The 25,513-nt window shown below is 66.3% G+C and carries 25 protein-coding genes; 2 read left to right on the forward strand and 23 right to left on the reverse strand.

Annotation, left to right across the window (positions count from 1 at the left end; genetic code table 11):
* Window positions 1-3: 3 nt before the first annotated feature.
* The 10 genes from AC07PE_RS19720 to AC07PE_RS19765 all read right to left on the reverse strand — a co-directional run bounded on the left by AC07PE_RS19720 (window position 4) and on the right by AC07PE_RS19765 (window position 8,816).
* Window positions 4-480: a type II secretion system protein gene (locus AC07PE_RS19720; protein ID WP_498767571.1), complete on the reverse strand. Its 477-nt coding sequence runs from the start codon at window positions 478-480 to the stop codon at window positions 4-6.
* Window positions 477-2,462 carry a secretin GspD/PilQ domain-containing protein gene (locus AC07PE_RS19725; RefSeq protein WP_498767986.1) on the reverse strand — a complete coding sequence of 662 codons (1,986 nt, stop codon included), beginning with the start codon at window positions 2,460-2,462 and terminating at the stop codon, window positions 477-479. Before AC07PE_RS19725 ends, AC07PE_RS19720 begins: the two co-directional genes overlap by 4 nt.
* The gene (locus AC07PE_RS19730) at window positions 2,462-3,019 is read right to left on the reverse strand and encodes a hypothetical protein (RefSeq protein WP_498767573.1); all 558 of its coding nucleotides are present in this window, start codon (window positions 3,017-3,019) and stop codon (window positions 2,462-2,464) included. Before AC07PE_RS19730 ends, AC07PE_RS19725 begins: the two co-directional genes overlap by 1 nt.
* Window positions 3,016-3,609 (reverse strand): hypothetical protein, encoded by a 594-nt coding sequence (locus AC07PE_RS19735; protein WP_498767574.1) that lies wholly within the window; start codon window positions 3,607-3,609, stop codon window positions 3,016-3,018. Before AC07PE_RS19735 ends, AC07PE_RS19730 begins: the two co-directional genes overlap by 4 nt.
* Window positions 3,606-4,151 (reverse strand): PilN domain-containing protein, encoded by a 546-nt coding sequence (locus AC07PE_RS19740; RefSeq protein WP_498767576.1) that lies wholly within the window; start codon window positions 4,149-4,151, stop codon window positions 3,606-3,608. Before AC07PE_RS19740 ends, AC07PE_RS19735 begins: the two co-directional genes overlap by 4 nt.
* Window positions 4,148-4,957 carry a hypothetical protein gene (locus AC07PE_RS19745; protein ID WP_498767578.1) on the reverse strand — a complete coding sequence of 270 codons (810 nt, stop codon included), beginning with the start codon at window positions 4,955-4,957 and terminating at the stop codon, window positions 4,148-4,150. The genes AC07PE_RS19740 and AC07PE_RS19745 overlap by 4 nt, the downstream gene beginning before the upstream one ends.
* Window positions 4,950-6,623, reverse strand: a complete 1,674-nt coding sequence (locus AC07PE_RS19750; RefSeq protein ID WP_498767988.1) for a GspE/PulE family protein — start codon at window positions 6,621-6,623, stop codon at window positions 4,950-4,952. The genes AC07PE_RS19745 and AC07PE_RS19750 overlap by 8 nt, the downstream gene beginning before the upstream one ends.
* A gap of 17 nt (window positions 6,624-6,640) precedes the next feature.
* Window positions 6,641-7,834, reverse strand: a complete 1,194-nt coding sequence (locus AC07PE_RS19755; protein WP_498767580.1) for a type II secretion system F family protein — start codon at window positions 7,832-7,834, stop codon at window positions 6,641-6,643.
* A gap of 8 nt (window positions 7,835-7,842) precedes the next feature.
* Complete coding sequence (gene gspG, locus AC07PE_RS19760) at window positions 7,843-8,265, reverse strand: type II secretion system major pseudopilin GspG (protein WP_498767582.1); 423 nt, start codon at window positions 8,263-8,265, stop codon at window positions 7,843-7,845.
* Between the two features lie 128 nt (window positions 8,266-8,393).
* On the reverse strand, window positions 8,394-8,816 hold the full coding sequence (locus tag AC07PE_RS19765; protein ID WP_498767584.1) for a hypothetical protein: 423 nt from the start codon (window positions 8,814-8,816) through the stop codon (window positions 8,394-8,396).
* A 280-nt stretch (window positions 8,817-9,096) separates the two neighbouring features.
* Between AC07PE_RS19765 and AC07PE_RS19770 the strand changes: the two genes are divergently transcribed.
* Window positions 9,097-9,858 (forward strand): NF038120 family PEP-CTERM protein, encoded by a 762-nt coding sequence (locus AC07PE_RS19770; RefSeq protein WP_498767586.1) that lies wholly within the window; start codon window positions 9,097-9,099, stop codon window positions 9,856-9,858.
* A gap of 368 nt (window positions 9,859-10,226) precedes the next feature.
* The gene (locus AC07PE_RS19775) at window positions 10,227-10,511 is read left to right on the forward strand and encodes a hypothetical protein (RefSeq protein WP_498767588.1); all 285 of its coding nucleotides are present in this window, start codon (window positions 10,227-10,229) and stop codon (window positions 10,509-10,511) included.
* Between the two features lie 2 nt (window positions 10,512-10,513).
* On the opposite strand, the gene AC07PE_RS19780 is transcribed toward AC07PE_RS19775, so the two are convergent.
* From AC07PE_RS19780 to AC07PE_RS19840, 13 genes are all read right to left on the reverse strand, one after another.
* Window positions 10,514-11,272: a LuxR C-terminal-related transcriptional regulator gene (locus AC07PE_RS19780; protein WP_498767590.1), complete on the reverse strand. Its 759-nt coding sequence runs from the start codon at window positions 11,270-11,272 to the stop codon at window positions 10,514-10,516.
* A gap of 8 nt (window positions 11,273-11,280) precedes the next feature.
* Window positions 11,281-11,997, reverse strand: coding sequence for a winged helix-turn-helix domain-containing protein (locus tag AC07PE_RS19785; protein WP_498767592.1), 717 nt, complete (start codon window positions 11,995-11,997; stop codon window positions 11,281-11,283).
* Between the two features lie 237 nt (window positions 11,998-12,234).
* Window positions 12,235-13,266: a TIGR03790 family protein gene (locus tag AC07PE_RS19790; RefSeq protein ID WP_498767594.1), complete on the reverse strand. Its 1,032-nt coding sequence runs from the start codon at window positions 13,264-13,266 to the stop codon at window positions 12,235-12,237.
* Window positions 13,267-13,340: 74 nt separating this feature from the next.
* Window positions 13,341-14,066, reverse strand: coding sequence for a PEP_CTERM-anchored TLD domain-containing protein (locus AC07PE_RS19795; protein WP_498767596.1), 726 nt, complete (start codon window positions 14,064-14,066; stop codon window positions 13,341-13,343).
* Between the two features lie 143 nt (window positions 14,067-14,209).
* A complete protein-coding gene (locus AC07PE_RS19800) occupies window positions 14,210-15,628 on the reverse strand; it encodes a mannose-1-phosphate guanylyltransferase/mannose-6-phosphate isomerase (RefSeq protein WP_498767598.1) in 1,419 nt (472 codons plus the stop codon).
* The gene (locus AC07PE_RS19805; RefSeq protein WP_498767600.1) at window positions 15,625-16,791 is read right to left on the reverse strand and encodes a nucleotidyltransferase family protein; all 1,167 of its coding nucleotides are present in this window, start codon (window positions 16,789-16,791) and stop codon (window positions 15,625-15,627) included. Before AC07PE_RS19805 ends, AC07PE_RS19800 begins: the two co-directional genes overlap by 4 nt.
* A gap of 16 nt (window positions 16,792-16,807) precedes the next feature.
* Window positions 16,808-17,806: a UDP-glucose 4-epimerase GalE gene (gene galE, locus AC07PE_RS19810; RefSeq protein WP_498767602.1), complete on the reverse strand. Its 999-nt coding sequence runs from the start codon at window positions 17,804-17,806 to the stop codon at window positions 16,808-16,810.
* 31 nt (window positions 17,807-17,837) lie between these two features.
* Window positions 17,838-18,581, reverse strand: coding sequence for a WecB/TagA/CpsF family glycosyltransferase (locus AC07PE_RS19815; protein WP_498767604.1), 744 nt, complete (start codon window positions 18,579-18,581; stop codon window positions 17,838-17,840).
* Between the two features lie 18 nt (window positions 18,582-18,599).
* A complete protein-coding gene (wecB, locus tag AC07PE_RS19820) occupies window positions 18,600-19,724 on the reverse strand; it encodes a non-hydrolyzing UDP-N-acetylglucosamine 2-epimerase (protein WP_498767606.1) in 1,125 nt (374 codons plus the stop codon).
* Between the two features lie 55 nt (window positions 19,725-19,779).
* Window positions 19,780-21,750 (reverse strand): heparinase II/III family protein, encoded by a 1,971-nt coding sequence (locus tag AC07PE_RS19825; protein ID WP_498767608.1) that lies wholly within the window; start codon window positions 21,748-21,750, stop codon window positions 19,780-19,782.
* The gene (locus AC07PE_RS19830) at window positions 21,750-22,823 is read right to left on the reverse strand and encodes a glycosyltransferase family 4 protein (protein WP_498767610.1); all 1,074 of its coding nucleotides are present in this window, start codon (window positions 22,821-22,823) and stop codon (window positions 21,750-21,752) included. The genes AC07PE_RS19825 and AC07PE_RS19830 overlap by 1 nt, the downstream gene beginning before the upstream one ends.
* 57 nt (window positions 22,824-22,880) lie before the next feature.
* Entirely contained in the window at window positions 22,881-24,206 is a 1,326-nt protein-coding gene (locus AC07PE_RS19835; RefSeq protein WP_498767612.1) for a phenylacetate--CoA ligase family protein, read from the reverse strand.
* 6 nt (window positions 24,207-24,212) lie between these two features.
* Window positions 24,213-25,454, reverse strand: coding sequence for a glycosyltransferase (locus AC07PE_RS19840; protein WP_498767614.1), 1,242 nt, complete (start codon window positions 25,452-25,454; stop codon window positions 24,213-24,215).
* Between the last annotated feature and the right edge of the window lie 59 nt (window positions 25,455-25,513).

A 25,513-nucleotide genomic window follows, 5' to 3' on the forward strand; every position in this document is an offset into this window, starting at 1 on the left:
TCGTCACCATTTGCTGTAGGCGATGCCGTTCAGGCCGACCCTGCCAGAGCGCGAATATACGTCGTACACGTCGTCGCCCTCGCGCGGTTCCTTGGCCTCGCTGGCGTAGCTGCGCTTGCCCCAGGTCTGGGCGTCTTCGAGGGCCGCGTCGGCGGCGAAGGGATCGCGCGGCAGACGGCGCAGGAAGTAGATCTTGGCCTTTTTCGGATTGCGCTGGTCCACCACGCCGTCCACCAGCAGCTCCAGCTTGGGAGGATAACCGGTGGCGCCGACCGTCTTGGCGATGCGGCCCTCGTCGCTGGCCTTTTTATATGCGTCGATGGCGAGGCGGATCTCGCGCAGGGCCAGGCGCAGGTCCTGTTCGTGGCGGCGCTGCACGGCCATGCTGGCGGCTGGCACCACCATGGCCCCGAGCAGGGCCAGGATGGCGAGCGTGACCAGTAGCTCGATCAGCGTGAAGCCGCGCGCCCTACGCATCATTGCCGGGCCGGTACCGGCGTCACATCCGGTTGCGGGAGCGGCACTGCCTGCACGCCCGGCGTCGGCGGCAGCGCGGTCGCGGGACTCGAGGGCGGTGCGGAAGGCGGCTGCCCGCCCATGTTGACGCTGGTGGCCGGGACCATCGCCGGCGCCGGCGCCGGTGGCTGTGCTGCGGCCGGCGCTGCCGGCTGCGGGCGGCCAGGCGGCGTGGCCGGCAGGCGTACGGCCACGTCCGGACGGCGGCGGAAGCTGGCCTCGGTGCCGGCGTTGAACTCCGCAGCGTTGGCGGCCGGACGCTGGATATTCCGCACCAGGTGGGGCGTGATCGACAGCACCACCTCGGTCTTGTCGCGGGTATCCTGGCGGCTGCCGAACAGGCGGCCGACCAGCGGCAGGTCGCCCAGGCCCGGCAGGTGCGTCGCGCTGCTGCGCTCGTCGTTCTTGATCAGGCCCGCCAGCACCTGGTTCTCGCCGTCCTTCAGCTGCAGCATGGTGGCGGCCGAGCGCGTGCCGATGCGGTAGGCGGTGGTGCCGCTCTTGGTCTCGATGGTGTCGACCAGGGTGCTGGCCTCGAGCGAGATGCGGATGCCGATCTCGTTGTTCAGGTAGATGGTCGGCTCGACGTTCAGGGTCAGGCCGACGTCGACGTAGTTCACCGATTCCGAGGCGAAGCCGCCCACGCCCGAGGAGATGGTGGTGGTGATGGTCGGCAGCTTGTCGCCGATGACGACCTTGGCCTTTTCCTTGTTGCGCACGCGGATGCGCGGCGCGGCCAGGGTGTTGGCGTCGCCGTCGGTCTTCTTCGCCGAGATCACCGCCGAGACGCCGGAGACGCCGATGTTCCCCGAGTTCAGGCCGCGCAGCTGGTCGATCGTCAGCGGCACGTCGCCGACGTTCTTCAGCGGCGCGAACGACAGCGCGGTCGGCCAGTCGACGCCCAGGTCAAGCAGGCGGTTGCGCTGCACTTCCAGCACTTCGACGTCGAGCACCACCTCGGGCTCAGGCACGTCCTGCAGTTGCACCAGCTGGGTGGCCAGCTTGACCGCTTCCGGGCTGTCGCGCAGGATCACCAGGTTCAGCTTCTCGTCCACCACCACGTCGCGCGATTTCAGGATGGTCTTGAGCGTGTTGGCGATGCTCTTCGCCTCCGCATTCGCCAGGTAGAAGGTTTTTACCGTCATCTCCTGATATTCCTTCTGCTTGGCCGCCACGTTCGGGTAGATCAGGATGGTGTTGCCGTCCATGACCTGGCGCTCCAGCTGGTTGGTCATCAGGAGGTAGTAGACGGCCGATTCGACGGTGCTGTTCTTCAGGAAGATGGAGGCGCGCTGGTCGGTCTTGACGTCCTTGTCGAACAGGAAGTTCAGGCCGGAGTGGCGCGCGATGACCTCGAAGATCTGCTTGATCGGGGCGTCGCGGAATTCCAGGCTGATCGGGGTCCGGAAGGCTTGCGCCAGCGCCGCTTCGGCCGGCGCGGCGGCGTTCTTTTCGTTCACCTCCGCCAGCAGCTGGCGCGCCGGCTCATGGCTCGGACGCTCGCTCAGGATCGCGCCCAGCTTCAGGCGCGCCGCCTCGTAATCCTTGCGTTCGATGGCGGCGCGCGCATCCTCGAACAGCACTGCATGGCGGCGGTCGGCCTCGACCTGGCGCAGGCCGGCGCGGGCGCGGTCGTTGACCGGATCGATGGCCAGCACGCGCTGGTAGTTTTCCAGGGCCAGCTGCACCTTGCCGTCGGCGATCTCGCGGTCGGCCTGGGTCAGCAGGCGGTTGGTGGCGCCGTCGCGCGCGCGCAGGTAGGCCGACTTGTAGCCGGCATTGGCCGGGTCGGCGGCCACCGCTTCCTGGTACTTCAGCAGGCCGGCTTCGACCTTGTCCTGGGCGACCAGCGCATTGCCTTCGCGGTAGGCCATCTGGCCGGCGCAAGCGGACAGCAGCACGGACACCGCCACACAGATGGCCAGGTTAAACGACGGGCGAGGCATCACTCGAACACTCCAATATTGAGCTGCTGAACGGTGTTCAGCGGCAGGTAAGTCAGGGTCAGCACCGGCGGCGCAATGGCGTCGACGCGGTAGGTGCCGTCGATCAGGGCCTTGTCGCGCACGACGTAGGTGCGGTCGCCGCGCGCCAGATAGACCTCCCAGGTGCCGTCGGCCACCAACTTGCCGATGAAGGTAAACGGCAACGGCGGCGCGCTCGGCGGCGGAGGCGGCGGCGCAGGTTGCGGCGGCGGCGGGGGCGGCGTCCAGTCCTGGCGCCCGAAGACGCCATTCTCGGCCTGGCGGAACTGGGTGTCGCTGTCGCCGATCAGGGTTTCGCGCGGGACCAGGGCCAGGATGGGCGCGCCGGCAGCATTGCCGCCGGCGGCGGGCGCACGCGTGGCAGCGGGTGCAGTGGCAGGAACCAGCACCGCCGCACGCGGGCCGGGCGCGCGTTCGACCGCCTCCGCCACTTCGGTGTCTGGCGTGCGGTCGCCGAACAGCACCAGCAGCGCGGCGCCCGCCAGGGCCGCGCCCAGCACCAGATGGCGCGGCCTCATGGCGCGGCTCCCGGTGCGTCCTTCAGGTACAGGGTCAGGCGCAGGCGCGCCTCCACCGCGGGGTCGCCGATGGTGTCGCGGCGGAAGCTGACGTCGTCCAGCGAGGCGAAGGGGATGGCGCGCAGCGCGCCGAAGGCGAACTGCCAGATCGCGCCATAGCTGCCCTTCACCGGCAGGTTGACCTGGTAGGTGGTCACGCGTGCATTGCGGTCGTAGCCGGTCTTGTACTCGCCCTGGCTCAGCGTCAGGCCGTTCTTCGCGGCCAGCGTGAACAGGGTCTTGACCTGCTGCTCGGCGTAGCGGCGCGGGCCGAGCGCGGCGTAGAAGGCGTCCAGGTTGTCGGGCGGCGGCGCGGCCGGCACCGCCGGCGCCGCAGCAAGGGCGGGCACCGGCGACGGCAGGCTCGCACTGCGCGCTGCCGCAGCCTTGAGGGCATCGCGTTCGAGCTCCACCTGCGTGCTCGCATACAGGGTCCAGCCCAGCGCTGCCAGGCAGGCCACGTAGGCCAGACCGGCCACGGCCAGCACCGGATTGGCGCGCACCGCCAGCTGCAGGCGCAGCATCATGCCGCCGAAGGAGATGGACTTCATTGCGCCCCCCTCCACTGCGCATCGAGCTGGAAGCGGATCGGCCGGTTCGGATCCTGTTCGTTGATCTCATGGCGCGCCAGGCTGACGGCGCTGAACCACTCGCCCTTCTGCAGCTGCTCGACGTAGGCGATCATGTCGTCGCTGCTTTTCGCCTCGGCGGTGATGCGGACCCGGTTCTTGCGCGCGTCCGGCTCCAGCGACAACAGCGCGATGTTGGCCGGGGTGCCGGCCTGCACCGCATCGTGCAGCGCGCGCCACGGCAGGTTCAGCTGCAGCACGGCGGCGTTCACCGCGCTCGCCTGGGCCTCGGGCACGGGCGTGCGCACGGCCACGGCGCTCGACGCCGGCGCCTGCACGCGCACCCGCGATTGCGACTGCAGCTGCGCGAGTTCGCGCTGGTGGCGCTGGAGTCCGGCGTGGGCGAAGGCCAGCGCGGCGCCGGCCACGGCCAGCATCAGCGCCACCGCCCATGCCGGACGCGAGGTGCGGAACAGCTCGCGCGCCAGGCTGGGCGGCGCGAAATCGATGCGGACCTTCTTCATGGCGCCCTCCCCGTCATTGCCAGCCGCGCGATGTCCGGCCACAGCGGGTCGAGCTCATCCTCGAACAGGGTGCAGGCGAATTTCAAACGTCCCGCGCTGCTGGCCCAGCCTTTCGGCGCCGGGCCGCTGACTTGCAGGCGCTCCGGCCGGCCCAGGCCGACGCGCAAGGCTTCGCGGGCGACGTGGCCTTCCAGCCAGTCGCGGTCGGCGCCTTCCGGAATCGGCGCGGTGCGCACCGCGGCCAGCTGCTTGCCGTCGAAGGCGGCCACGCTCAGCACGCCGCCGTGCACCAGTCCGAACCAGGCGCCGGGCCGGCGCATCGAACGGTGCTGGTTCAGTGCGGCCACCAGTTGCGGCACCACCTCGACCACGCGGAAGCCGTGATCGGCGGCGGCCTGCTGCAGCTGGTCCAGCAAGGCCTGCGGCATGGCGGCGGCCAGGAAGGGTTGTGTGACGCTCCAGTCGGCGCGGATCTGCCAGCCCGCCGGACTGGCGCCGAACAGGGACTGGAAGCGCAGCGCGCAGGCGGCTTCCAGGTCGGCCATGCGGCTCGCGCCGGCGGGCGGCGACACCTGCCACAGGCGCACCAGCTCGTCCGACAGCACCACGCGCAGGGCCCAGCCTTCATTCCGGTATTCGGCCAGCAGCGCGCTCACTTCGCGCGCGATGGCGTCGAAGCCGTTCGCGGCAAAGCGCGCCTGGCCGAGCAGCTGCGTGCGCTCGTGCGGCCAGATGCTGGTGCGCACCAGCGCCAGGCCGTCGGGCGCGACGCCCAGCCGCAGGGACTGTCCGAACCACTTACGCATGCAGGGTCACCCGTTTGATCTCTTCGATGGTGGTGGCGCCGCGCCTGACCAGGTCGAGCGCCGCAAGGCGCAGGCTGCGCGTGCCGTTCGCGGCGGCGGCGGCCTTGATGCGGCGGATCGGCTGCTTGTCGACGATCAGCTCGCGGATCTCGTCGTTCAGGGTCAGGATCTCGGCAATCGAGCGGCGCCCCTTGTAGCCGGTGCCGCGGCAGTCGCCGCAGCCCTTCCCGCGCATGAACAGGTAGTCGCCCACCTCTTCCGGATGCAGGTGCGCCGAGGCCAGCTCCGCGGCGTCAGGTTCGTAGGGCGTGGCGCAGTGCGGGCAGTTCATGCGGATCAGGCGCTGGGCCCAGATCCCATTCAGCGCTGACACGAAGGCATACGGATCGATGCCCATGTGGGTGAAGCGGCCGAACACATCGAACACGTTGTTGGCGTGGACGGTGGTCAGCACCAGGTGTCCGGTCAGCGCCGACTGCACCGCGATTTCCGCGGTCTCGCGGTCGCGGATCTCGCCGACCATGATCTTGTCCGGGTCGTGGCGCAGGATCGAGCGCAGGCCTTTGGCGAAGGTCAGGCCCTTCTTTTCGTTCACCGGAATCTGCAGGATGCCGGGCAGCTGGTATTCGACCGGGTCCTCGATGGTGATGATCTTCTCGCGGCCGTTGTGGATCTCGGTCAGCGCGGCGTACAGCGTGGTGGTCTTGCCGGAACCGGTCGGCCCCGTCACCAGCAGCATGCCGTAGGCTTCCTGCGCCAGCGAACGCAGGGTCGCCAGCGAAGGCGCATCGAAGCCCAGCGCTTCCAGCGTCAGCGCGCCGTAGGACTCGATCATGGCGCGCTTGTCGAGGATACGGATGACCGCGTCCTCGCCGTGGATGCTGGGCATGATGGAGACGCGCAGGTCGATCTCGCGCCCGCCGGATTCGACGCGGAAGCTGCCGTCCTGCGGGACGCGGCGCTCGGCGATGTCGAGTTCGGCCAGCACCTTCAGGCGCGAGATGATGTGCTCGGCCAGCTCGATGCCGCCGACCGAGGCCGCGTGATCGAGCACGCCGTCGACGCGGTATTTGACGGCCAGGCCGCCGGCCGTGCTCTCGAGGTGGATGTCGGAAGCGCCGGCCTTCAGCGCATCGTACAGGGTCGAGTTGACCAGCTTGACGGCCGGGCTGGCGCCTTCGGACACCGAGGCGAAGGACAGCACGGCCGCGGTCTTGCCGTCGCGCCGGCCCTCCCCGCTGTCGCCGACCAGCGAGTCGACCGCGCGCGCCGATTCCTCCTGCTTGCCCAGGTAGGCCTGGATGTCGCCGGCCAGCGCCAGGCGCAGGTGCAGCGGACGCGCCGCCGTGCAGCCGGCCTGCGCGGCCAGCCAGGTCTGCAGATCCAGGTCGAACGGGTCGGCGATCACGCCGGTCAGCAGGCCCTGCCCATCGCGCAGCAGCACGCAGTGGCGCGCCAGCGCGAGCGCCAGCGGCAGCAGGTCGAAAGCCGGCTGCTGGCCGAACATCTCGAGCGTTTCCATGACCGTCAGGCCGAAGGGCTCGGCCAGCTGGCGCACGATCTGGCGCGGCTCCAGTCCGGACAAGGCCTGCAGCTCCTCGACCAGCGAGCGCTGCGACTGCCGGCTCTGCGAACGCGCACGCGCCAGCAACGCCGCGTCGAACATATCGATGCTTGAAACGCTCACGACATGTCTCCGGCAAGGTCGAAAATCGGCATATACAGCAGCACCACGATGGCGCCCACCACCAGGCCGATGGCGGCCATCAGCAGCGGCTCGAAAGTGCGCGTGAAGCGGTCGATCCAGCGCCCGATCTCGCCGTCGTAGAAGGCGGCCGAGCGGGTCAGCATCGGGCCCATCTCGCCGGTGCGCTCGCCCACGCGCAGCATGCGCAGCGAGATCGGCGTGGTCAGGCCGTTGGCTTCGAAGGCGTCCGACAGCGGGCGCCCGGATTCGATCGCGCCCTTGGCCGCGCGCAGGCCGGCGCGGATGCCGGGCGAGACCATGGCCTGCACGGTCTCGATCGCGCTCACCAGCGTGATGCCGCCTTCGTTCAGCATGCCCAGGGTCAGGTAGAGCCGCGACAGCTCGTACACGCGGGCGCGCTCGCCGATGCCGGGCAGCTTGGCCAGCAGGCGCGCCGCGCCGCCCTGGCGCAGCACGCGGCGGATGCCCCAGCCGGCCAGGAAGATCGCGGCGGCGAAGGACAGCAGCAGGCCGCTCGCGTGGCGGCCGGCGAACTGGCCCCACTCCAGCATCAGGCGCGACATCCACGGCAGGTTGCGCCCTGCCCCCTGGTACACCTCGGCGAAGCGCGGCACCACATAGGACATCAGGAAGATCGAGACGCCGCCGCCGACCACCAGCAGGATCACGGGGTAGATGGAGGCGCTGACGATCTTCGCGCGCACGATGTCGATGCGCTGCTGGTATTCGATATAGCGTTCGAGCGCGCGCGGCAGGTCGCTGGTGCCTTCGGCGGCGCGCACGATGCCGACGTACAGCGGCGGGAACAGGGCCGGCTGCTCGGCCAGCACGCCGGAGAAGCGCTTGCCCTCGCGCAGGCCGGCCAGCAGGCGTTCCAGCACGGCGCGGGTGGCAGGACTGGATTCCTTTTCCAGCAGGGCTTCGAGGCCCTCGACGATGCCCAGGCCCGCGGTGAGCAGGGCCAGCAGCTCCTGGCTGAACAGCACCAGCGACAGCTTGCCGCCTGCGCGCCGCTGGAAACCGAAGCCGGCCGCGCGCGCCGGTTCGATCGCGCTCACGTACAGGCCGCGCGCCTCGACCTGGCGGCGCGCGTCCGCCTCATCCGAGGCATCGACCACCACGCTGGCGATGGTCATGTCGGGAGCGAGAGTGCGAACTGCGAACTGCACGAAAAATTCTACTGCGAGCTGATGTCGGCAGCGTCGCCGGCGCCGCCGGGCTGGCCGTCCTTGCCCAGCGAGACGATCTCGTACTCGCCCTTGGCGCCGGGGGCACGGTATTGGTAGGCATGACCCCAGGGGTCGGCCGGCACGCCTTTCTTCAGGTAGGGACCGTTCCATTTGCCGGCCGCGGTGGGCGGCGCGGCCATCAGGGCGTTCAGGCCTTCCTCGGTGGTCGGATAGCGGCCGACGTCGAGCCGGTAGGTGTCGAGCGATTTTTCGAAGGCGTCGATCTGGGCGCGCGCCACCGTGACTTCGGACTTGCCGAGCTGCGAGAAATACTTGGGACCGACATAGGCGGCCAGCAGACCGATGATGACGATCACCACCAGCAGTTCGAGCAGCGTGAAACCTGCGCTGCGGTACACCTTCGAAACCATCCCTACTCCTTTGTGCCTTTGGAAAGCTTAGCCGTGCAAGGCTACCATGCGCCCAGACGCACAGACAATTTCTTTTTATGAATTAAATCAACATGCGGCTGCCAAAACGATGCCCGCTAATAAAGGGGTCAGCGGACTTCCGGCAGGCCGCCCGAGCCGGGCTGACAGGTGCCGGCGCGGCAGACGGCGCCCGGGTCCATCAGGAACTGGCAGGTCGACACCCGCCCGGCTGCGGTATTGGCGGCGCGCCGCTCTTCCTTGTAGCGCTCGCCCAAGGCCTCGATGTCGGCCTGCGACGTGGTCGCCGACGACCACGCGAGATAGCTCTCCGGACCGCCGCAGGCGCGTGCGCCCAGGGGCAGCGAATGGCATTGGGCATCGCTGGAGCAGCTAGCCGTGCCGGCCAGTGCGCGGATGCGGGCCAGGGTGTCGCCCTGCCCCTCCTTCGGCGCGATGCGGGATTGCGGCGCCTGTGCTGCCCGGGGGGCTTGCGGTGCGGCCGTGGTGCAGGCGGTGCAGCCGGCCAGTAGTAAAAGGATCAATGTTCGCATCCGGTCATGATGCGCCTCAAGTTATGCTAGCGTCAACCGCGCGCCCGGTGCACATAAGAAAATCAGACAGGGATCGAAGCCGAGCATAGGAAACACTGCGCTGCATTTATTTATGCAAACATTATTCTGCCTAACTCATCCATGACCACATGTTCATTTGCGTGTTCGTTATCGAACAAAAGTTATCTTTATTGATATACTTCGTGCTAATCTTTTGCGCAGCATCAGCAGTATTGCAAGCCGCGCCTCCACGCTTCTTCCAACGACAAAGGTACCCAATATGACCAGGACCACACTTCGCGGCGGCGTCTTCAAGCGCATGCTCGGCGCGGCTGTACTCGCCCTCGCTTCGGCGAGCGCAGCCCATGCGGCCGTCATCACCTTTGAAGGCCAAGCCGGCCCGGCGTATAACGGGAGAAGCTTCCAGGAGGCCGGCTATACTGTCTCCTTCGTGGATGCCGGCGGCGACGCGGATCCTGGAACAGTACTGATCGGGCGTTTCATCGACGGCAGCACGCCGGTCACGAACGCGGCCACCTGCGCCCCCAGCATCTGCCCGACAAACAACCCGACCACTTACTTCGACCTGTTCAATACGGGCCTGATCGACATCATCGCGGCCCCGACCGGCTCGACCTTCCGCTTCAGCGGACTCGACGCAAGCTTCATTGCCTCGGCCGATGTTCAGTATCCGGATTTTCCGGCTGCCCTGCGCGTGATCGGTCTGCGCCCGGATGGGACCACTACCTTCATCGAGTTCGCTATCCCGAACACGCTTGCCTTCCAGACCTACAACGCTGCCGATGTCATGAATGGACTGGCATTCTCGCAGGAAGACTTCGTCGAGATCGGCATCGCTGGCCTCAGCTGCAACTTTGCCGGCCAATGTAGCGGCCTGGACAACAGCCCGGGCGAGATCGGCATCGACAATATCGTCTTGTCCGATTTGCCGCCGACGAACCCGGTGCCGGAACCGGCGACCTTGTCGCTGCTGGCCTTCGGCCTGCTGGGCCTGAGCGCCCGTGCACGCCGCCGCCACTGATCGCCAGCCCCGCCCCAGCTTTGCCGGCGCAGCCAGCGGAACCATCCGCATGCTGCACCGGCGTCTCGCCTCCCCGCCGTTGCCCTCCCGCATGCTGATGCACTAGCACAAATTTCCACTTGTGTGAAATTGTTTATACAAATCTTTACGTATCCAGAGTGATAACGTCGCTTCGACACGACGTTGCGCCAAAGCATCAAATCTTTCTCGTGGGATATTTCCTACAATCATGAGCGAACTTCGCCTATTTCCACGCAAAACTATTTCGAAATTTCAATATTTGCAAGAGAATAACTAAAAAAGTGTTGAGTTGCGGAAAATTTCCTGCCTACAATAGCTCATCTGTTGAACGCAACCTCTTCCGCACCATGAAACTTCACGCCATCCGTTCCGTCTCTGCCCTCTGCATCGCCGTGATCCTCGCCGCCTGCGGTGGTGGACAAGCCGACCAGCTGACCCAGACCGCCGCCGCCGTGACGGTATCCGGCCAGTCGGGCGCCGCCGCCCAGGTCGTCAGCACGATGCCGGCCCCCGATTGCGCCCCCGAGGGCTGCAAGAGCCTGCGCATCATCGACGGCAATGCCGAAGCCTACCGCTACGACGCGATGCGCCGCGCCGAGCTGGAAGCGGCAGCCGGCAACACCAATATCTGATCTTATACAAGACGCAGTTCCAGGCAACGCGCCAAAGCATGGGCGCGGTTGCCGACACCCAGCAGGCGGTAGATCCGCTGCAGGTGGTTCTTGACAGTCAGGGCGCTGATCCCCAGTAGCCGCGCCATCTCCTCGTTACTCTTTCCCTCGCGCAGCCAGCCGACGATCTCGGCTTCGCGCGCGCTCAGCGGCCTTGCCGGTGCGCCGGCGCCGCGCGTCTCCGGCGACGGCAGGCGCAGCAGCGCCAGATGCAGATGCGCCAGCAACAACTCCAGGAAATAGGCATGCCGCGGCCCGGGCCGCATCGGCAGGCCGAACAGCACGAACACGCTCGCACCCTCGGCCGTCATCCCGGTGCCATGCACCAGCACGCTGTCGAAACCGGCATCGCGCAGTTCCTTGCAAAAACCGCCCAACACCCCGCGCTGCCGATCGCCATCGCCGGCGACATCGGCCAGCGCCGGCAGCCGCGCGCCCTGCAGGCAATGGCGGGCGATGCGCAGGGCCAGGCCGTCGCGGCTGTCGCTGAGCAGCGCCTCGGCCTGCGGCGCCAGCACGGTCGCATGCAGGCATTCCAGCCGGCGCAGCGCGCCCGAAGGCGCGAACTGCAGCGCCACCATCACCTGGTGCGGCAGCAGGGTCTGCAGCTGGCCCTGGGTCCACAGGAAGAACTGGCGCACGCTCGCCACCCGCAGGCCGGATTCGATGGTGCGCAGCAGGTACTCCTGCTCCTGCCGGCTGAGGATGACGACCGGTTCCAAGACAGGACTCAGGCGACGCCGGACCAGTCGGCGCGCGTGTTCCAGGCCACGAAGCGGTAGCCGGTGCCGCGCACGGTCTCGATGTGCTCCTGGTGGCCGCTGGGCTGCAGGGCGCTGCGCAGGCGGCCGACGTGGGTGTCGACGGTGCGCTCGTCGAGCACGGCGTGGCAGCCCCAGACCTTGTCCAGCAACTGCGAGCGGGTGTGCACGCGCTCGGGATGGTGCATCAGGAAGTTCAGCAGGCGGAATTCGACCGGGCCCAGCGCCACCTGGCGCGAACCGGCGATCACGCGCTGGGTGCCGGGATCGAGGCGCAGGCCGGCCATCTGCACGGTCTCGCTCGACACGTGGGGCACGCGCCGGCGCAATACGGCGCCCATGCGCGCCAGCAGTTCGCGCGGGTTGAATGGCTTGGTCAGGTAGTCGTCGGCACCGGATTCCAGCGCCAGGATCTTGTCGTGCTCCCCTGCCCGGCTGGACACCATGATGATCGGCAGCTCGCGCGTCTTCGCCTGTGCGCGCAGGCGGCGGATCAGCGCTTCCCCGCTTTGTCCGGGCAGGTCCCACTCCAGCAGGATCATCTCGGGCAGGCTGTATTCCATCAGCACCAGCGCCGACTCGGCGTCGAGGCAGCTGGCGGCCTCGTGGCCCGCGCTGGTCAGGTTCAGCTCGAGCAACTGGCGGATGGCGGGATCGGGGTCGACCACGAGAATATGTGCAGCCATGGGCTAGGTAAGCATTGGTCTATCTGCGGGACAGGGACAATTTTAATATGCACCAAGCAAGATCAACTGAACAATATGATTTGCCTTATGGATTGATATGTTCAACGAATAAATCGCCGGCGGGCGGGAGCCCTAGAGGGAAGCGGCTTCCACCCATTTTGGGTAAGGCCGGAAGCGGCGAGGGAAAGTGGTGAAAAGGATACAAAACAAGCCGCCCTGCCCTGGCAAGGCGCGCGTTCAGCGCGGCCGTTTGCGGTAAGGCGCGGCCAGCGGTTCGCCAATGAACAGGCCCTGGGTGGGCCAGGCGACGCTCTTCCAGTAGGCTTCGATCGCGCTATTGCCTTGCACGTAGTGCTTGAGCAACACGGTCGGATTGGGGAATTTCTGCCAGTAATTGCAGGGTTCGCTGACCGAGCCATAGCTGGCGGTGGCGCCCGCTTCCAGCCAGCGCAGGCTGCTCATCTGTCCATCCCCCAGCAGGTCGCCGCCGAGCGAGGTCAGGTGGTCGGCCAGGGCGCCGGGGACGAAATGCAGGGTGTCCAGCTTGTCGACCTGGGCCATGCCGGTCTCGTAGATCATCACGTCCTTCGCCCCTTCCAGCACGTCGCCCTGGATGGTCTTGGTGCTGAGTTTCCTGGCCTCGATGCGGCCGGGCGGCGGGAAGAAACCGGCGCGCGAGTTGCGCGCCTTTTCGGACGTCACGAGATAGTAGGCGGTCGCCGGCACGGTGCGGAAGCCCGCCGACATGCCGCGGTCGATCAGGGCCTTGGCGTCCACCACCGACTCGGTCGGCAGCAGCATGGACAGGCGCAGATTGAGATCGGTAAATGGCCGCGCCGACTTGGAATTGAAATACGGACTGGAACGCCCGCTGGCGCAGGTCTTGGCGCACTGGGAGGCGTCGAAGCCCAGGGTGTAGGCGCCCGTGATGGAGTTGCACTCGACCTTGTAGGGCGCGGTCCAGACCATCAGCACGGCCTGCACCTCCGGGCCCAGATGGCTGTCGATCTCTTCCTTCAGCTCCCGGAAGCGCTCGATGCTGATCTCGTGCGGCTTGTTCGGAATGCTGACGTGCACCACGTTCGCTGCCGGAATGCCGCGCCGCTTGCGGTAGTACTCGCCGATCTTGACGCTGTTCGGCTCGGCATCGTTGATGACGATGGCCAGCTGGGCCGGTTGCAGGCTGGGTGCGCTGGTGAACTGGGCTTGGGCGCCGGCGGCAGCCGCCAACAGCAGGAAGGTCAGGAACAGGCGTCGGATCGATGTCATCGGCAATTGAAGGGCCTAAAAAAAGGGAGCACAACAGCTCCCTTTCATGATGCCACAATTGTAACGCGGACAATTTACGTTAGACGCTGCGCAGCTTTGCGCTGGCGCCAGCGCAGCATCCCGCCGACCACCCCTATTCCCGCCAGCAGCATCGCGCCCGAGGCCGGTTCGGGAACCGGCGCGATCGCGAAGATCTCCATCGCGTTCACATTCACCGTCTGGCCGCGCAGGCTGCCGTCGATGATGCTGACGCCCTCGTTGTCCGGATTCCCGTAACTCAGCTGCCAGGACAGCGCATGGGTCAGGTCGTTGCTGACCAGCAGATCCGGGCCAGAACCGAACACCGGGCCGAATAGGATGTCGTTATAGGTCTGGCGCATGCCCTGGCTGGGCAGTTCGAAGCTGGTCGGGACCTGGCGATAGACCGCCGGCGTGGTGAAATTGAACAGGAAGGCGGTGCGCTGGAAGTCGCGCTCGGTCTCGTGCCAGCCGTCGGTGGACGACCAGCTCTGCGGGTTGTAGCCGCCCACCAGGAAGGTCTGGCCGGCCGTGTTGGTCACCTCGATCAGCGTGAAGGTCGCGCCTTTGCCGTCCGCCGCATCGTGGAAATTGACCGAGGTATCGCCGGGCCGCAAGGTATAGACATTGTTCAGGTTGAACTCGCCGGCGCCGAGCCAGCGTTCGAGCTGGGCGTGGCGGCCGTCGTCCAACAGGCTGGAGCCGCCGATGATATCGCCGGCCAATGCCGTCCCGCCCGCCAGCGCGAGCAGCATGCCGCCCGCCGCAATGATCGTCTTCATGGCTCTCTCCCAACCGGTTCTGGACGAAGCATTGTATGCCGACCGCATGATGATGAACGCACTGTAGACCAGTGGAAAAGAGAACGCCGCCGGCGCTTTCACGCAGGCGGCGTTTGATGATGCTTGGCGGACTCAGGCGCCGATCAGGCGCGCTGGTACACGTCCTCGAAACGCACGATATCGTCTTCGCCCAGGTAGCTGCCCGACTGCACCTCGATCAGGTGCAGCGGCAGCTTGCCCGGGTTTTCCAGGCGGTGGGTCATGCCGATCGGGATGTAGGTCGACTCGTTCTCGGCCAGCAGCTTGACACTGTCGCCGCAGGTGACGCGCGCGGTGCCCGACACCACCACCCAGTGCTCGGCGCGGTGATGGTGCATCTGCAGCGACAACTTCTCACCCGGCTTGACGCAGATGCGCTTGACCTGGAAGCGGTCGCCGGCGTCGATGCCTTCGTAGAAGCCCCACGGACGGTAGACCCGCGTGTGGTACAGGTGCTCGGTGCGCTCCTGGACCTTCAGGTGGTCGACGATGTTCTTGACGCGCTGGACCTGGTCCTTGTGCGCCACCAGCACCGCATCCGAGGTCTCCACCACGACCAGGTCCTTGACGCCGACCACGGCCACGATGCGGCTCTCGGCGCGCACCAGCGAGTTGCTGACGCCGTCCAGGTAGACGTCGCCGCGCTGCACGTTGCCGTGGGCATCGGCCTGCTGGACGTCGGCCAGGGCCGACCAGGAACCGACGTCGCTCCAGCCGATGTCGCTCGAGACCACCACGCCGTCACGGGTATGTTCCATGACCGCATAGTCGATCGAGTCCGACGGGCAAGCCGTGAAGGCCGCTTCGTCCAGACGGCAGAAGTCGAGGTCGCGGTAGGCGTTGTGCATGGCGGCTTCGGCCGCCTTGGCGATCTCGGGCGCGTGCTGCTCGATCTCGGCCAGGAAGCGGTCGGCGCGGAACATGAACATGCCGCTGTTCCAGTAGAAGCCGCCGTCGGCCACGAAGCCTTCGGCGGTGTTGCGGTCCGGTTTCTCGACGAAGCGCTCGATCTTGAAGCAATCGTCGCAGCCCGGCAGCGGTTCGCCGCGGCGGATGTAGCCGTAGCCGGTTTCCGGCACCGCCGGGACGATGCCGAAGGTGGCCAGCGAACCGTTCTGCACGAGGCAGAAGGCGCGCTCGACCGCCTGGCGGAAGGCCTCGTTCTTTTCGATCACATGGTCGGCCGGCAGCACCAGCATGATGGCGTCGGGATCCTCGGCTGCTAGGTGCCGCGCGGCCGCGGTCACGGCCGGGGCCGTGTTGCGGCCGACCGGCTCGAGCAGGATGCCGCTCGGGGTGATGCCCACCTCGCGCAGCTGCTCGGCGACCAGAAAACGGTGTTCGTTGCCGCAAACGACCAGCGGCGCCATCAACCCCGGCCAGCCGCGGACCCGCAAAGCGGTTTCCTGCAGCATGGTCTTGTCAGTGACCAGCGGCAAGAGCTGCTTGGGCATCAGGGCGCGCGAAAGCGGCCACAGGCGGGTACCGGCGCCGCCGGAGAGGATGACTGGATAGATTTTCATGCGCTTATTTTCTCTAGATTGGAATCTGTTTCTTCCGCGCCCTCTTTGCGGCGGCTGCGGCGGCGATCGCGGGCGTTCAGCCATTCGTCCGAGCTGTATTCGGACGAGTGCTTCATCTCCCCGGCGCGGTCGATGCTGTAGTCCTTGAAGACTATCATTTCGTGCAATGTCACATCATTAAGAACGCGAGTATATTCGAAAAGCACGCTGCGGACGATTTCCGCACCCTCGCAGATGTGGCTGCCATGGCCGATCCAGGTCGGGCCGATGATGGTGGCGCCGGCCTCGATCTTGACCCCCGAGCCGATGTAGACCGGGCCCTTGATGGTGGTGCCGCGCCAGTCGATGCTGGTGTTCAGGCCGGTCCACAGGCCCGGCTCGATCTCGATGCCCGGCACGTGCATGTGGTTGACCTCGCCGGTCAGCACGTTCTGCAGCACTTCCCAGTAGTCCGACACGCTGCCGATGTCCAGCCAGTTGAACGGGCGGCCCTGGGCGTAGAACGGCATGCCCTTCTCGGCCAGCAGCGGGAACAGCTGGGAGCCGATGTCGAACTCGACGCCCGACGGGATCAGGTCGATGACTTCCGGTTCGAAGATGTAGATGCCGGTGCTGATGAAATTCGACAGCGCCTCTTCCTGCTTCGGCTTTTCCTGGAACTGGGTGATGCGGCCGTTCTGGTCGGTCACCACCACGCCATAGCTCGACACTTTGTCCCAAGGCACTTCCTTGGTGATCACGGTGGCCATCGCACCCTTGCGGCGGTGTTCCAGCAGTGCCGCCTTCAGGTCGAGGTCGATCAAGGCGTCGCCGCACAGGACGACGGTGGTGTCGTCGAAGAAGCCGCCGAATTCCTGGATCTTCTTCATGCCGCCGGCCGAGCCGATCGGGACGGCCACCACTTCGCCGTCTTCCTTGGTGTAGCCCTCGAAGGAGTAGCCGATCTGGACGCCGAACTGTTCGCCCTCACCGAAGTATTCCTCGATCTTTTCGTGCAGGTGACTGACGTTGACCATGATCTCGGAAATACCGTGCTTGCGCAGGTGTTCGATCAGGTAAGCCATGACCGGCTTGCCCAGCACGGGGATCATCGGTTTCGGCAGGTCATAGGTCAGCGGACGTACGCGGGTGCCTTTGCCTGCTGCAAGAATCATCGCTTTCATGTTTCGGTCCTCATGCTTATTTTGGGGTAGTTTGGTAGCGCCAGGAGTCAGCGCACATTTGCGCGATGTCACGCTGCGCCGTCCAACCGAGTTCCTCGCGGGCGTGGGTCGGGTCGGCGTAGCATTTCGCGATGTCGCCGGGGCGACGGGCTACGATCTGGTAGGGAATCGGCTTGCCGCAGGCCTTTTCGAAGGCATGGACCATTTCCAGCACGCTGTTGCCGTTGCCGGTGCCGAGGTTATAGGTATGCAGTCCCTGGCCCTGGGCCAGCTTGTCCAGGGTCTTGACGTGGCCGATCGCCAGGTCGACCACGTGGATATAGTCGCGCATGCCGGTGCCGTCCGGGGTCGGGTAATCGCCGCCGTACACCGACAGCTTTTCGCGCTGGCCGTTGGCGACCTGGGCGATGTAGGGCACCAGGTTGTTGGGGATGCCGTTCGGCTCCTCGCCGATCAGGCCGCTTTCGTGGGCGCCGACCGGGTTGAAATAGCGCAGCAGCGCAATGCGCCAGTCCGGCTCGGCCTTGAACAGGTCGCGCAGGATGTCTTCGATCATCAGCTTGCTGCGGCCGTAGGGATTGGTGGCCGACAGCGGGAAGTCTTCGCGGATCGGCACCGAGGCCGGGTCGCCGTACACGGTGGCCGAGGACGAGAACACCAGGGTCTTGCAGCCGAACTTGGCCATGGTCTCGAACAGCGCCACGCTGCCGGTGACGTTGTTGTCGTAGTAGCGCAGCGGCTGCGCCACCGATTCGCCGACCGCCTTCAGGCCGGCGAAGTGGATCACGGCGTCGATCTTGTGCGCGCCGAACGCGCCTTCCAGCGCCGCGCGGTCGCGGATGTCACCGTTGACGAACTCGAAGGGTTTGCCCGTGATCTTTTGCACCCGTGCCTGTACCGAAGGGTCGGCGTTGGACAGGTTGTCGAACACCACCACGTCGTGGCCGGCGTTCTGCAGTTCGACGACCGTGTGCGAACCGATATAGCCCATGCCGCCTGTAACGAGAATTTTCATGAGTGCTCTTCTTTCTTAAAAATATCTATTGCTATCTTCCCTGCCTGAGCTCTTTCAGGAACAGCCGCAGGAACGCCATGTCCTCGATGAAGTAGCGGCGGAACATCCGGCGCGGTTCCTGCAGGAAGCGGTAGAACCATTCCAGGCCCGACTTCTGCATCCACACCGGTGCACGCTTCACATGGCCGATCGCCACATCGAAGGTGCCGCCCACGCCCATCGCGAACGGAATTTTCATCTCGGCCTGGTAGCGGCCGAGGAACTGCTCTTTTTTCGGCGAGCTGATCGCCACGAACAGCAGGTCGGGCCTGGCGTCGCGGATCTGCTCGACTACCTGCGCCTCTTCCGCCTCGCCCTTCCAGTAGCCGTTGCGGTAGCCCGCCAATACCAGCCGCGGATACTTCTGCTGGTAGGTGCTGGCCACCTTGCTCACCACTTCTTCTTTCGCGCCCAGCAGGAACACCCGCCAGCCCTTCTCCCCTGCCCGGCGCATCAGCGCTTCGAACAGGTCGACGCCGGCGACCCTTTCCTTGAGCGGCTTGCCGAGCAGGCGCGAAGCCCACACGACCGGCATGCCGTCGACGTTGATGAGGGCGCAGTCGTTGATGATCTGCCTGAGCTCGGGATCGCGGCTGGCCTTGACCAGCTTGTCCACGTTCACCACCACATGCTGATGGGGTTTTCCTGTATGGATAAAACCCTCGATGGTCTGCAGTGTTTCCTCCATCGACAGGTTGTCGATGGAGCACCCCATCAGTGTGATGCGTTCGCTCATCTGATCATCCTTTTCTACTCATTCGGGTACTTTCGCCAGCTCGCTTGCCAACACGGCGACGATACGTTCAGCCGCCTTGCCGTCCCACAGGTGCGGCCGGCGGCCCTGCTTGCCTTCGCCACGCAATACCTTGCGCGCTTCAAGCATGATGACTGCCGGATCGGTGCCGGCCAGTACGTTCGAGCCCTCGTCGACGGTGACGGGACGCTCGGTGTTTTCGCGGATCGTGACGCAGGGCACGCCCAGCGCCGTGGTCTCTTCCTGCAGGCCGCCGCTGTCGGTCAGCACGACCGCCGCGTCCTTCCACAGGTTCAGGAAGGCCATGTAGGCCTGCGGGCCGGCCAGGGTGATGTTCGGGCCCAGGTCGATGCCGAATTTCTCGATGTTGGCGCGGGTGCGCGGATGCACCGGGAAGATCAGCGGCAGCTCGGCCGCGATTTCCTTCAGCGCGCCGGCGATACGGGTAAAGGTTTCGGCATCGTCGACGTTGCTGGGGCGGTGCATGGTGACCACGCCGTAGCGCTGGCCCGCGGCCTGGCGCGCCTGCTTGAAGGCGCTGGTTTCGAAAGCCGAGGTATCGGTGTGGGCCAGCTTGTCGGCCTGGTACAGCACGTTGTCGACCATCACGTGGCCGACGTAGTGCACGGCGGCATCCGGCTTGCCTTCGCGGCGCAGGTGTTCCAGGGCGGCCGGTTCGGTGACGAAGAACCAGTCCGAGATGCTGTCGGTGACCAGGCGGTTGATTTCTTCCGGCATGGTCATGTCGCCCGAGCGCAGGCCGGCCTCGACGTGGGCGACCGGGATGTTCAGCTTCTTGGCGACGATCGAGCAGGCCAGCGTGGAATTCACGTCGCCCACTACCAGCACGGCGGCCGGGCGCTCGTTCTGGCACAGCTCTTCGAAGCCGACCATGATCTTGGCGGTCTGCTGGGCATGGCTGCCGCCGCCGGCGGCCATGAAGACGTCCGGTTGCGGGATGCCGAGTTCTTCGAAGAACACGTCGTTCATGTCGCGGTCGTAGTGCTGGCCGGTGTGGATGATCTTGTACGACAGCGTTTTCGGGTTCTGAGCCTGCAGCGCGCGGACGATCGGAGCGATCTTCATGAAATTGGGACGGGCGCCGGCAACCAGATAAATAAGCATGAAACTTTTCCCTAGTAATAATTAGTATGTGAACAACACCGCGAACTGCGGGGTATTAAAAAAACGTTATTGTAAACCTGCACTCGACCGGGACGGCGGACGATACGGTGCTGATCTTGAGCACATCGCAAGGCTGCTTGGATTCATAGCAGCGCGAATACCAGCCCAGCGGCGGATTTTCGTTGGCGCGCACCAGCTCCAGCTTGAGGTCGGCGCCATGCGCATGCATCTGCAGCGCGAAGCGCTTGCCGCGCAGGTGCAGGCCGGAACTGTCCAGGCGCACGCTCAGGCCTGGGGCGAAATGCCAGAACAGCTCGACTTGGTGATGCTTCTTGGCGGCAAACTCGTCGCGCACGACCAGGCTCGAGGTGGCGGCGTCGAAGCGCACGCTGCGCATGTGGCGCACCGGATCGGCCAGGCGCTCATAGCCGTCGTGCGAGCCGCGGAAATCGAACTCGTGCGGCGACTGCGGCATGCGCTCGATGCTCGCCCTCGCCTTTTTCAGCCACATGAAGCGCCCGCCGGATACCGACTGGTCGAGGCCGTCGATGCGCACCGTGTTGTGGGCCGAGGTGCCGCGGAAATAATCGCGCCACTTGTGCTCTTGCCAGTAGGAATAGGTCCCCGGATCGACCAGGCATTCCTCGCCGCCGACCGACAGGGTCATGGACAGCGCGTCCGCATGGCCGTGGGCGGCGATGCCCAGGTAGCCCAGCGGGCCGCAGTCGACCATGCCCTTGATCTCGTTCGCTTCGCCGAAGTGGGAGCCGAACAGCAGGTAACCGCCGTCGGGGAAGGCCCAGCCGGTCTCGGATTCGTGCGGATCGGCTTCCGGGCGCTTGCCCGGCAGCGTGTGCAGCAGCCAGCGTACGCCGATGTGCTCGCTGGTCCAGCCGTTGTCATGCCTGTGCAGTACGGCGTCGCCCAGCGCCAGCAGCTGGGCCGCGCGGTCGCTGCCCGGAGCGTCCATGCGGAACACGATGCCGTCGTCGGCGTCGCCCACCATCGGCACGTTGCCGCCGACGTCGCGCACCGAGCGCAGGAAGCGCAGCGCACGCTGCAGGCTGGTCCAGTAGGCGCGCGAGAATGGATGTCCGCAGGCCTGGCCCACCAGTCCGGCAACGAACAGGAATTCCGACGAAAAGATGTGATAGGCGAAGGCCTGCTCGCGATTCACGCCGTCGCGCGAGAATTGGGCCTGGGCCTCGTGCTCCAGCTCGCGCCGCGCCTGCTCCAGCCAGGCGCCGGACGATTTCCAGCAGGGCCAGATCGAGGCGCCGACATAGAGACCGGCCAGCTCGCCGATCAGGTGGTTGTTGGCCGAGGAGTGACGCGACAGGTGGCGCGCGATCGAGCTGCAGTGGGCGTGGATGGAATCGAGCCAGTCGGCGCGCAGGCGTTCGCCATCCTCGCCGGCGAACAGGCCGCTGCCCTCGCCGCCGACCAGCTGCCACACCAGGCTCCAGTTGATCAGGCGGATGCCTAACTCTAAGGAGCTGGTCCAGTTGGGCCCCAGGAGCGGCGGACACTGGTCGAGCCAGCTGCGCAGCTGGTGGTGCAGCGCATGCAGCCAGGCGACGTCATTGGTGGCGGCCCAGGCCTGGGCCAGGCGCACGAGGTGCAGGTGGCGGTTCAGTTCCCAGACGTGCTTGATGTCGCCGACCAGCTCGCGGTTCGTGATGGCGATGTCGCCGGCATAGACCGAGGGGCCGGTGACGCCGCTTTCCGGGTCGCGGTTCCAGAACGGCGGCATGCCGACGTCGAAGCGGCGATTCGCGAACAGGACCACGTGGCCGGCGCAAATGCTGTCGGCGTCGGCCAGCAGGCTTTCCTTCTCGGCGGCGGACATCGCGGGCGCGGACGACACCCCGAAGGTGCGGGCCCGCGGCAGCGGCGGCGCGGCGCGCGGACGCACCCGTTTCGCCACGCCCTTCACCGCCGCCTGTTGGATCCGATAGCCGACCTCGGCCATCGACATGCAACGCAAACGGTTCACCAGCCAGGTCACGCCTGTTGCTTCGCTCATCATTGAGTCCCCGCCAATTCACGGTAGAGAGCGGACAGCTGGCCGCACACTACCTCGGTTGAATAGTGCTGCTCGATTGTGACGCGCGCGTTTCCTGCCAATCGTGCGCGCAGGGCGTCATTGCCCAATACCTGTTCCAGCGCCCTTGCCAGCGCCGCCTCGTCGCGCGGCGGCACCAGCAAGCCGTTGTCGCCGTCGACGATGGTTTCCGGAATCCCACCCACGCTGCTGGCGACCACCGCCCTGCCCGCCGCCATGGCTTCGAGCATGGACATCGGCAGCCCTTCCGCATGCGAGGGCAGGCAGAACACGCTGGCGCGCGCCAGTTGCCCGTCGCGCTCTTCCGGTCCGACCCAGCCCAATAGCTCGATGCGCTCGGCGATGCCCAGTGCCGCCGCTTTCTTGCGCAGGGCGTCGGCATCGCCTTCGCCGCCGAACACCAGCCGCAGTGAAGGAACCCTTGCAGCCAACAGTGCCCCGGCGCCCAGCAGCTCGAACACGCCTTTTGCTTCCTCCAGCCGGCCCAGGAACAGGATGCGGCCCGGCTCGGGCGGCAGGCTCGATGCGCTCGGCAGCGGCACCGAGTTCGGCACCACCGCCACCCTCGCCTTCGGCGCGAAGCCGCGCACGAAGCCGGCCCAGCCGTTCGACAGCGTGATCACGACGGAACTCGCTTCCAGCGTGTGCCGGATCCAGCGCCGCATCAGGGCGCCGGCCTCGACGGTCGCAAACTGGCGGAAGCCGCCGCCGTGCAAATGAAAAATGGTCTTGCAGCCCGCCAGCCGCGCGATCAGCAGCACGATGGACTTGCGCACGAAGCTGGCGCGCGAGGCCGCATGCACGTGCACGACGGACGGATGCTGGCTGAAACAGGCCAGCAGGGTCTGCCAGAAGCCCGACAGCGCGCCCCTGGCCTTGACGGCAGCCGAGCCTTCGCGGTGAGTGGCGACATAGCGCACACCTTCGCGCTCGAACAGGCCATGCCGGCGCAGCACGGACACCACGGCAGCCACCCCGCCCTTCCCTTCCAGGGCGGTGCCGACCATCAGCACGCGTGGTGCGGAACGCTTCAAGCGCGCTTCCTCATTCCCATCCTCTTCGTCGATATTATTAAACGGGCAATGTTTCGATCATACATCATGAATTTCCTGGCGTGCGCACGGTTCGCCTTCCTCCTCGACAACAACGAAGGCGAACTTGCCGTTGCGGCCGCGCGGAATGGCGTCGACTTTTTGCACGCTGACCTCGACGCCGGGGACGCGCAGCAGGAATTTGGCGATCATCGCCTGGGTGTCGGCCTCGCTCCAGCCCTCGGTCGCGACCACCCGCAACAGGAAGCGGCCGTGGCCGCGGTAGGCCACCTGCCCCTCGACCAGGTGGCGGTCGTGGCCCTGGAAGATGCGGTCCAGACGGCCGATCATGCGGCCGTCCGGCAGGGTGATGACTTTTTCCTGGCGCCCCAGCACGGTCTTAACGGTCGGGAACACGCGGCCGCAGGGGCATGGCTGCTCATCCGGGACGACCGTGTCGCCGGTACGGTAATGGATCAGCGGCATCGCCAAATTGTTCAGGCCGGTGCCGACCAGCTCCCAGACATCGGCCTGGTCGGTTTCCAGCAGGGCGACGCCGCTGTAGTCGGTGATCACGTGGTAGCTGCCATGCTCGCAGCTGCCGATCGCAGCCACCCGCTCGGACTGTCCGTACCAGTCGAACACCCGCACGCCGAAGGCTTGCTCGACCGCCGCCCTCACCTCCGGCTCCATGGTTTCCGACGAGGTCATCACGCCGCGCAGCTTGCGGCCGGCATAGCGCCGTCCGCGCGCGTTCAGCCAGGCGGCCAGCGCCGCGATCGAGGATGGGTAGGCATGGATCACGACCGGTTCGAAGGCTTCGAGGGCGTCGACGTAGGCGCCGATCGTCTCATTGGACAAGTGGTACGAGGACATCATCAGCATGTTGCCGACCCAGTCGCGGCACCAGTAGCGGCCATCCTGCGGATGGTCGGCGCAGACGATGTCGCCGCGGATCCAGGCGCGCCGCTGCATGGGGCGCCAGCCTATCCAGCGCAGCTGGCGGTAAACGAAGCCTTCCTCGCGCACCATGTTCCCGAGCGATTGCACGATGGTGAGCGGCGTGCCCGAGGTGCCGCTGGTCTTGATGGTGGTGCGGATCAGGGAGCCGATGCCGCGCGGGCGCAGCAGGCTTTCAGGATGCTGGCGCACGTCCTGCTTGGTCAGCAGCGGCGTGCCCGGCGCCAGGCGCGGCAGGGTAAAAGGATCGCCGTCGAGAGGCACGCCCACCTTTTTCGCGCGCTGCGCCACGTAGCGGGCCAGGTGCTCGCGCGAGCGTTCGTTCCTGGCCAGGGCCGGGTAGACGAAGATGCGCCCCCAGATGTTGCGGACCAGCTCACGCCCGAGCGAACGCAGGGAGAACTTGAGCGACCGGGTCCACGTCATGCAGGCTTACTCCATCAGGATTTTCTTGTAAGTTCTTGCAACATTTCGGCCGAGAATATCATAGGTGCGATGGCTCTTTACGTACGCTGGGCCACGCATCCCGAACTGCCGGGCTTGTTCCGGATCCTTCAATAATTGCAGGGTGGCAGTGGCAAACGCGTGCGCTTCCATGGGCACGCACAGCCCCGCCCCGCTCTGCTCGATGACGAGCTGCTGGTCGGGAATGTCGTTGGCCACGCTGGGAATGCCCAGCGCCAGGTATTCGACCAGCTTAGTCGGCGAGGAAACGTCGAACAGGGTGCCGCGCGGGATCGGCGACAGCCCGACCTCGGCCCGCACCGCATAGCCGAGCGCCGTGCGCTGCGGCAGCCAGCCGGTCAGCAGCACGTGGTCTTCGAGCCCGCGCTTCACGATCTCGCGGCGCATCCAGGCCATTTCGTCATCCGAGGGGGCATCGCCGGCGATCACCAGCAGGGTCTCGGGCATGGCCTCGCGCAACTGCGCCGCGACGTCCAGCAGGAAGTCAGACTTGCGCGACTGCGCGATGCGGCCCAGGTAAAGCACCACGCGGCGGCCGTCCAGGCGCGCGTCCTCGACCGGGGCGACGGTGGCGCGGTCGAACAGGGTGGCGTCGACGCCCATCGGCACCGCCGTCATGCGCGCGCGCTCGAAGCCTTTCGCGGCCAGCCAGTCGGCCATCGCATCGCTCTGGACGAAGATGTGGCGCGCGCCCGGCAGCACCAGTTTATAGACCGCGATGCGCGAAGCCCAGGCGCGCAGCGCGTGCGCGGCCCATTTCAGGCGGCCCTTGAGGCCCCGCTCCTGGCGCGCGATGTCGTCGCGGCGCACTTCGAAGCCTTCGACGATGGGAAAGGACATCCAGTACACGAAAGGCACGCGCAGCAGCGCCGCCATGACCCGGCCCAGCACGCCGCTGGCGATCTTGTCGCGCACCTGCAGGCAGTGCGGGCGCTGCTTGCGCAAGGCGCGCCACAGGCCGACCAGGTCCCACAGCGGCGAGCAGACGCTGGCGAAGCGCGAGCGCAGGCTGCCCACCACGTGCATGCCGCCGGCCGGCCATGGCGATGCCGGCGCGTCCGTTCCGCCCTGCCCCACCAGCTCGGTGTGCACGCCGTAGCGCGGCATCTCGGCGCCGAACAGGGTCAGGACGTCGGCGCGGATCGGCGGCAGCGGGTCGCGGACGATGAAGGCGATCGACAGCGGAGAGTTCGGTTGTTGACTCGACATGGAGCCGATTCTAACGTAGGGTGGCCACACCCTGCCCACGCAAAAGCCAACCGTACACG

The organism is Telluria sp. GW821-FHT07G12 (genome assembly GCF_059418525.1).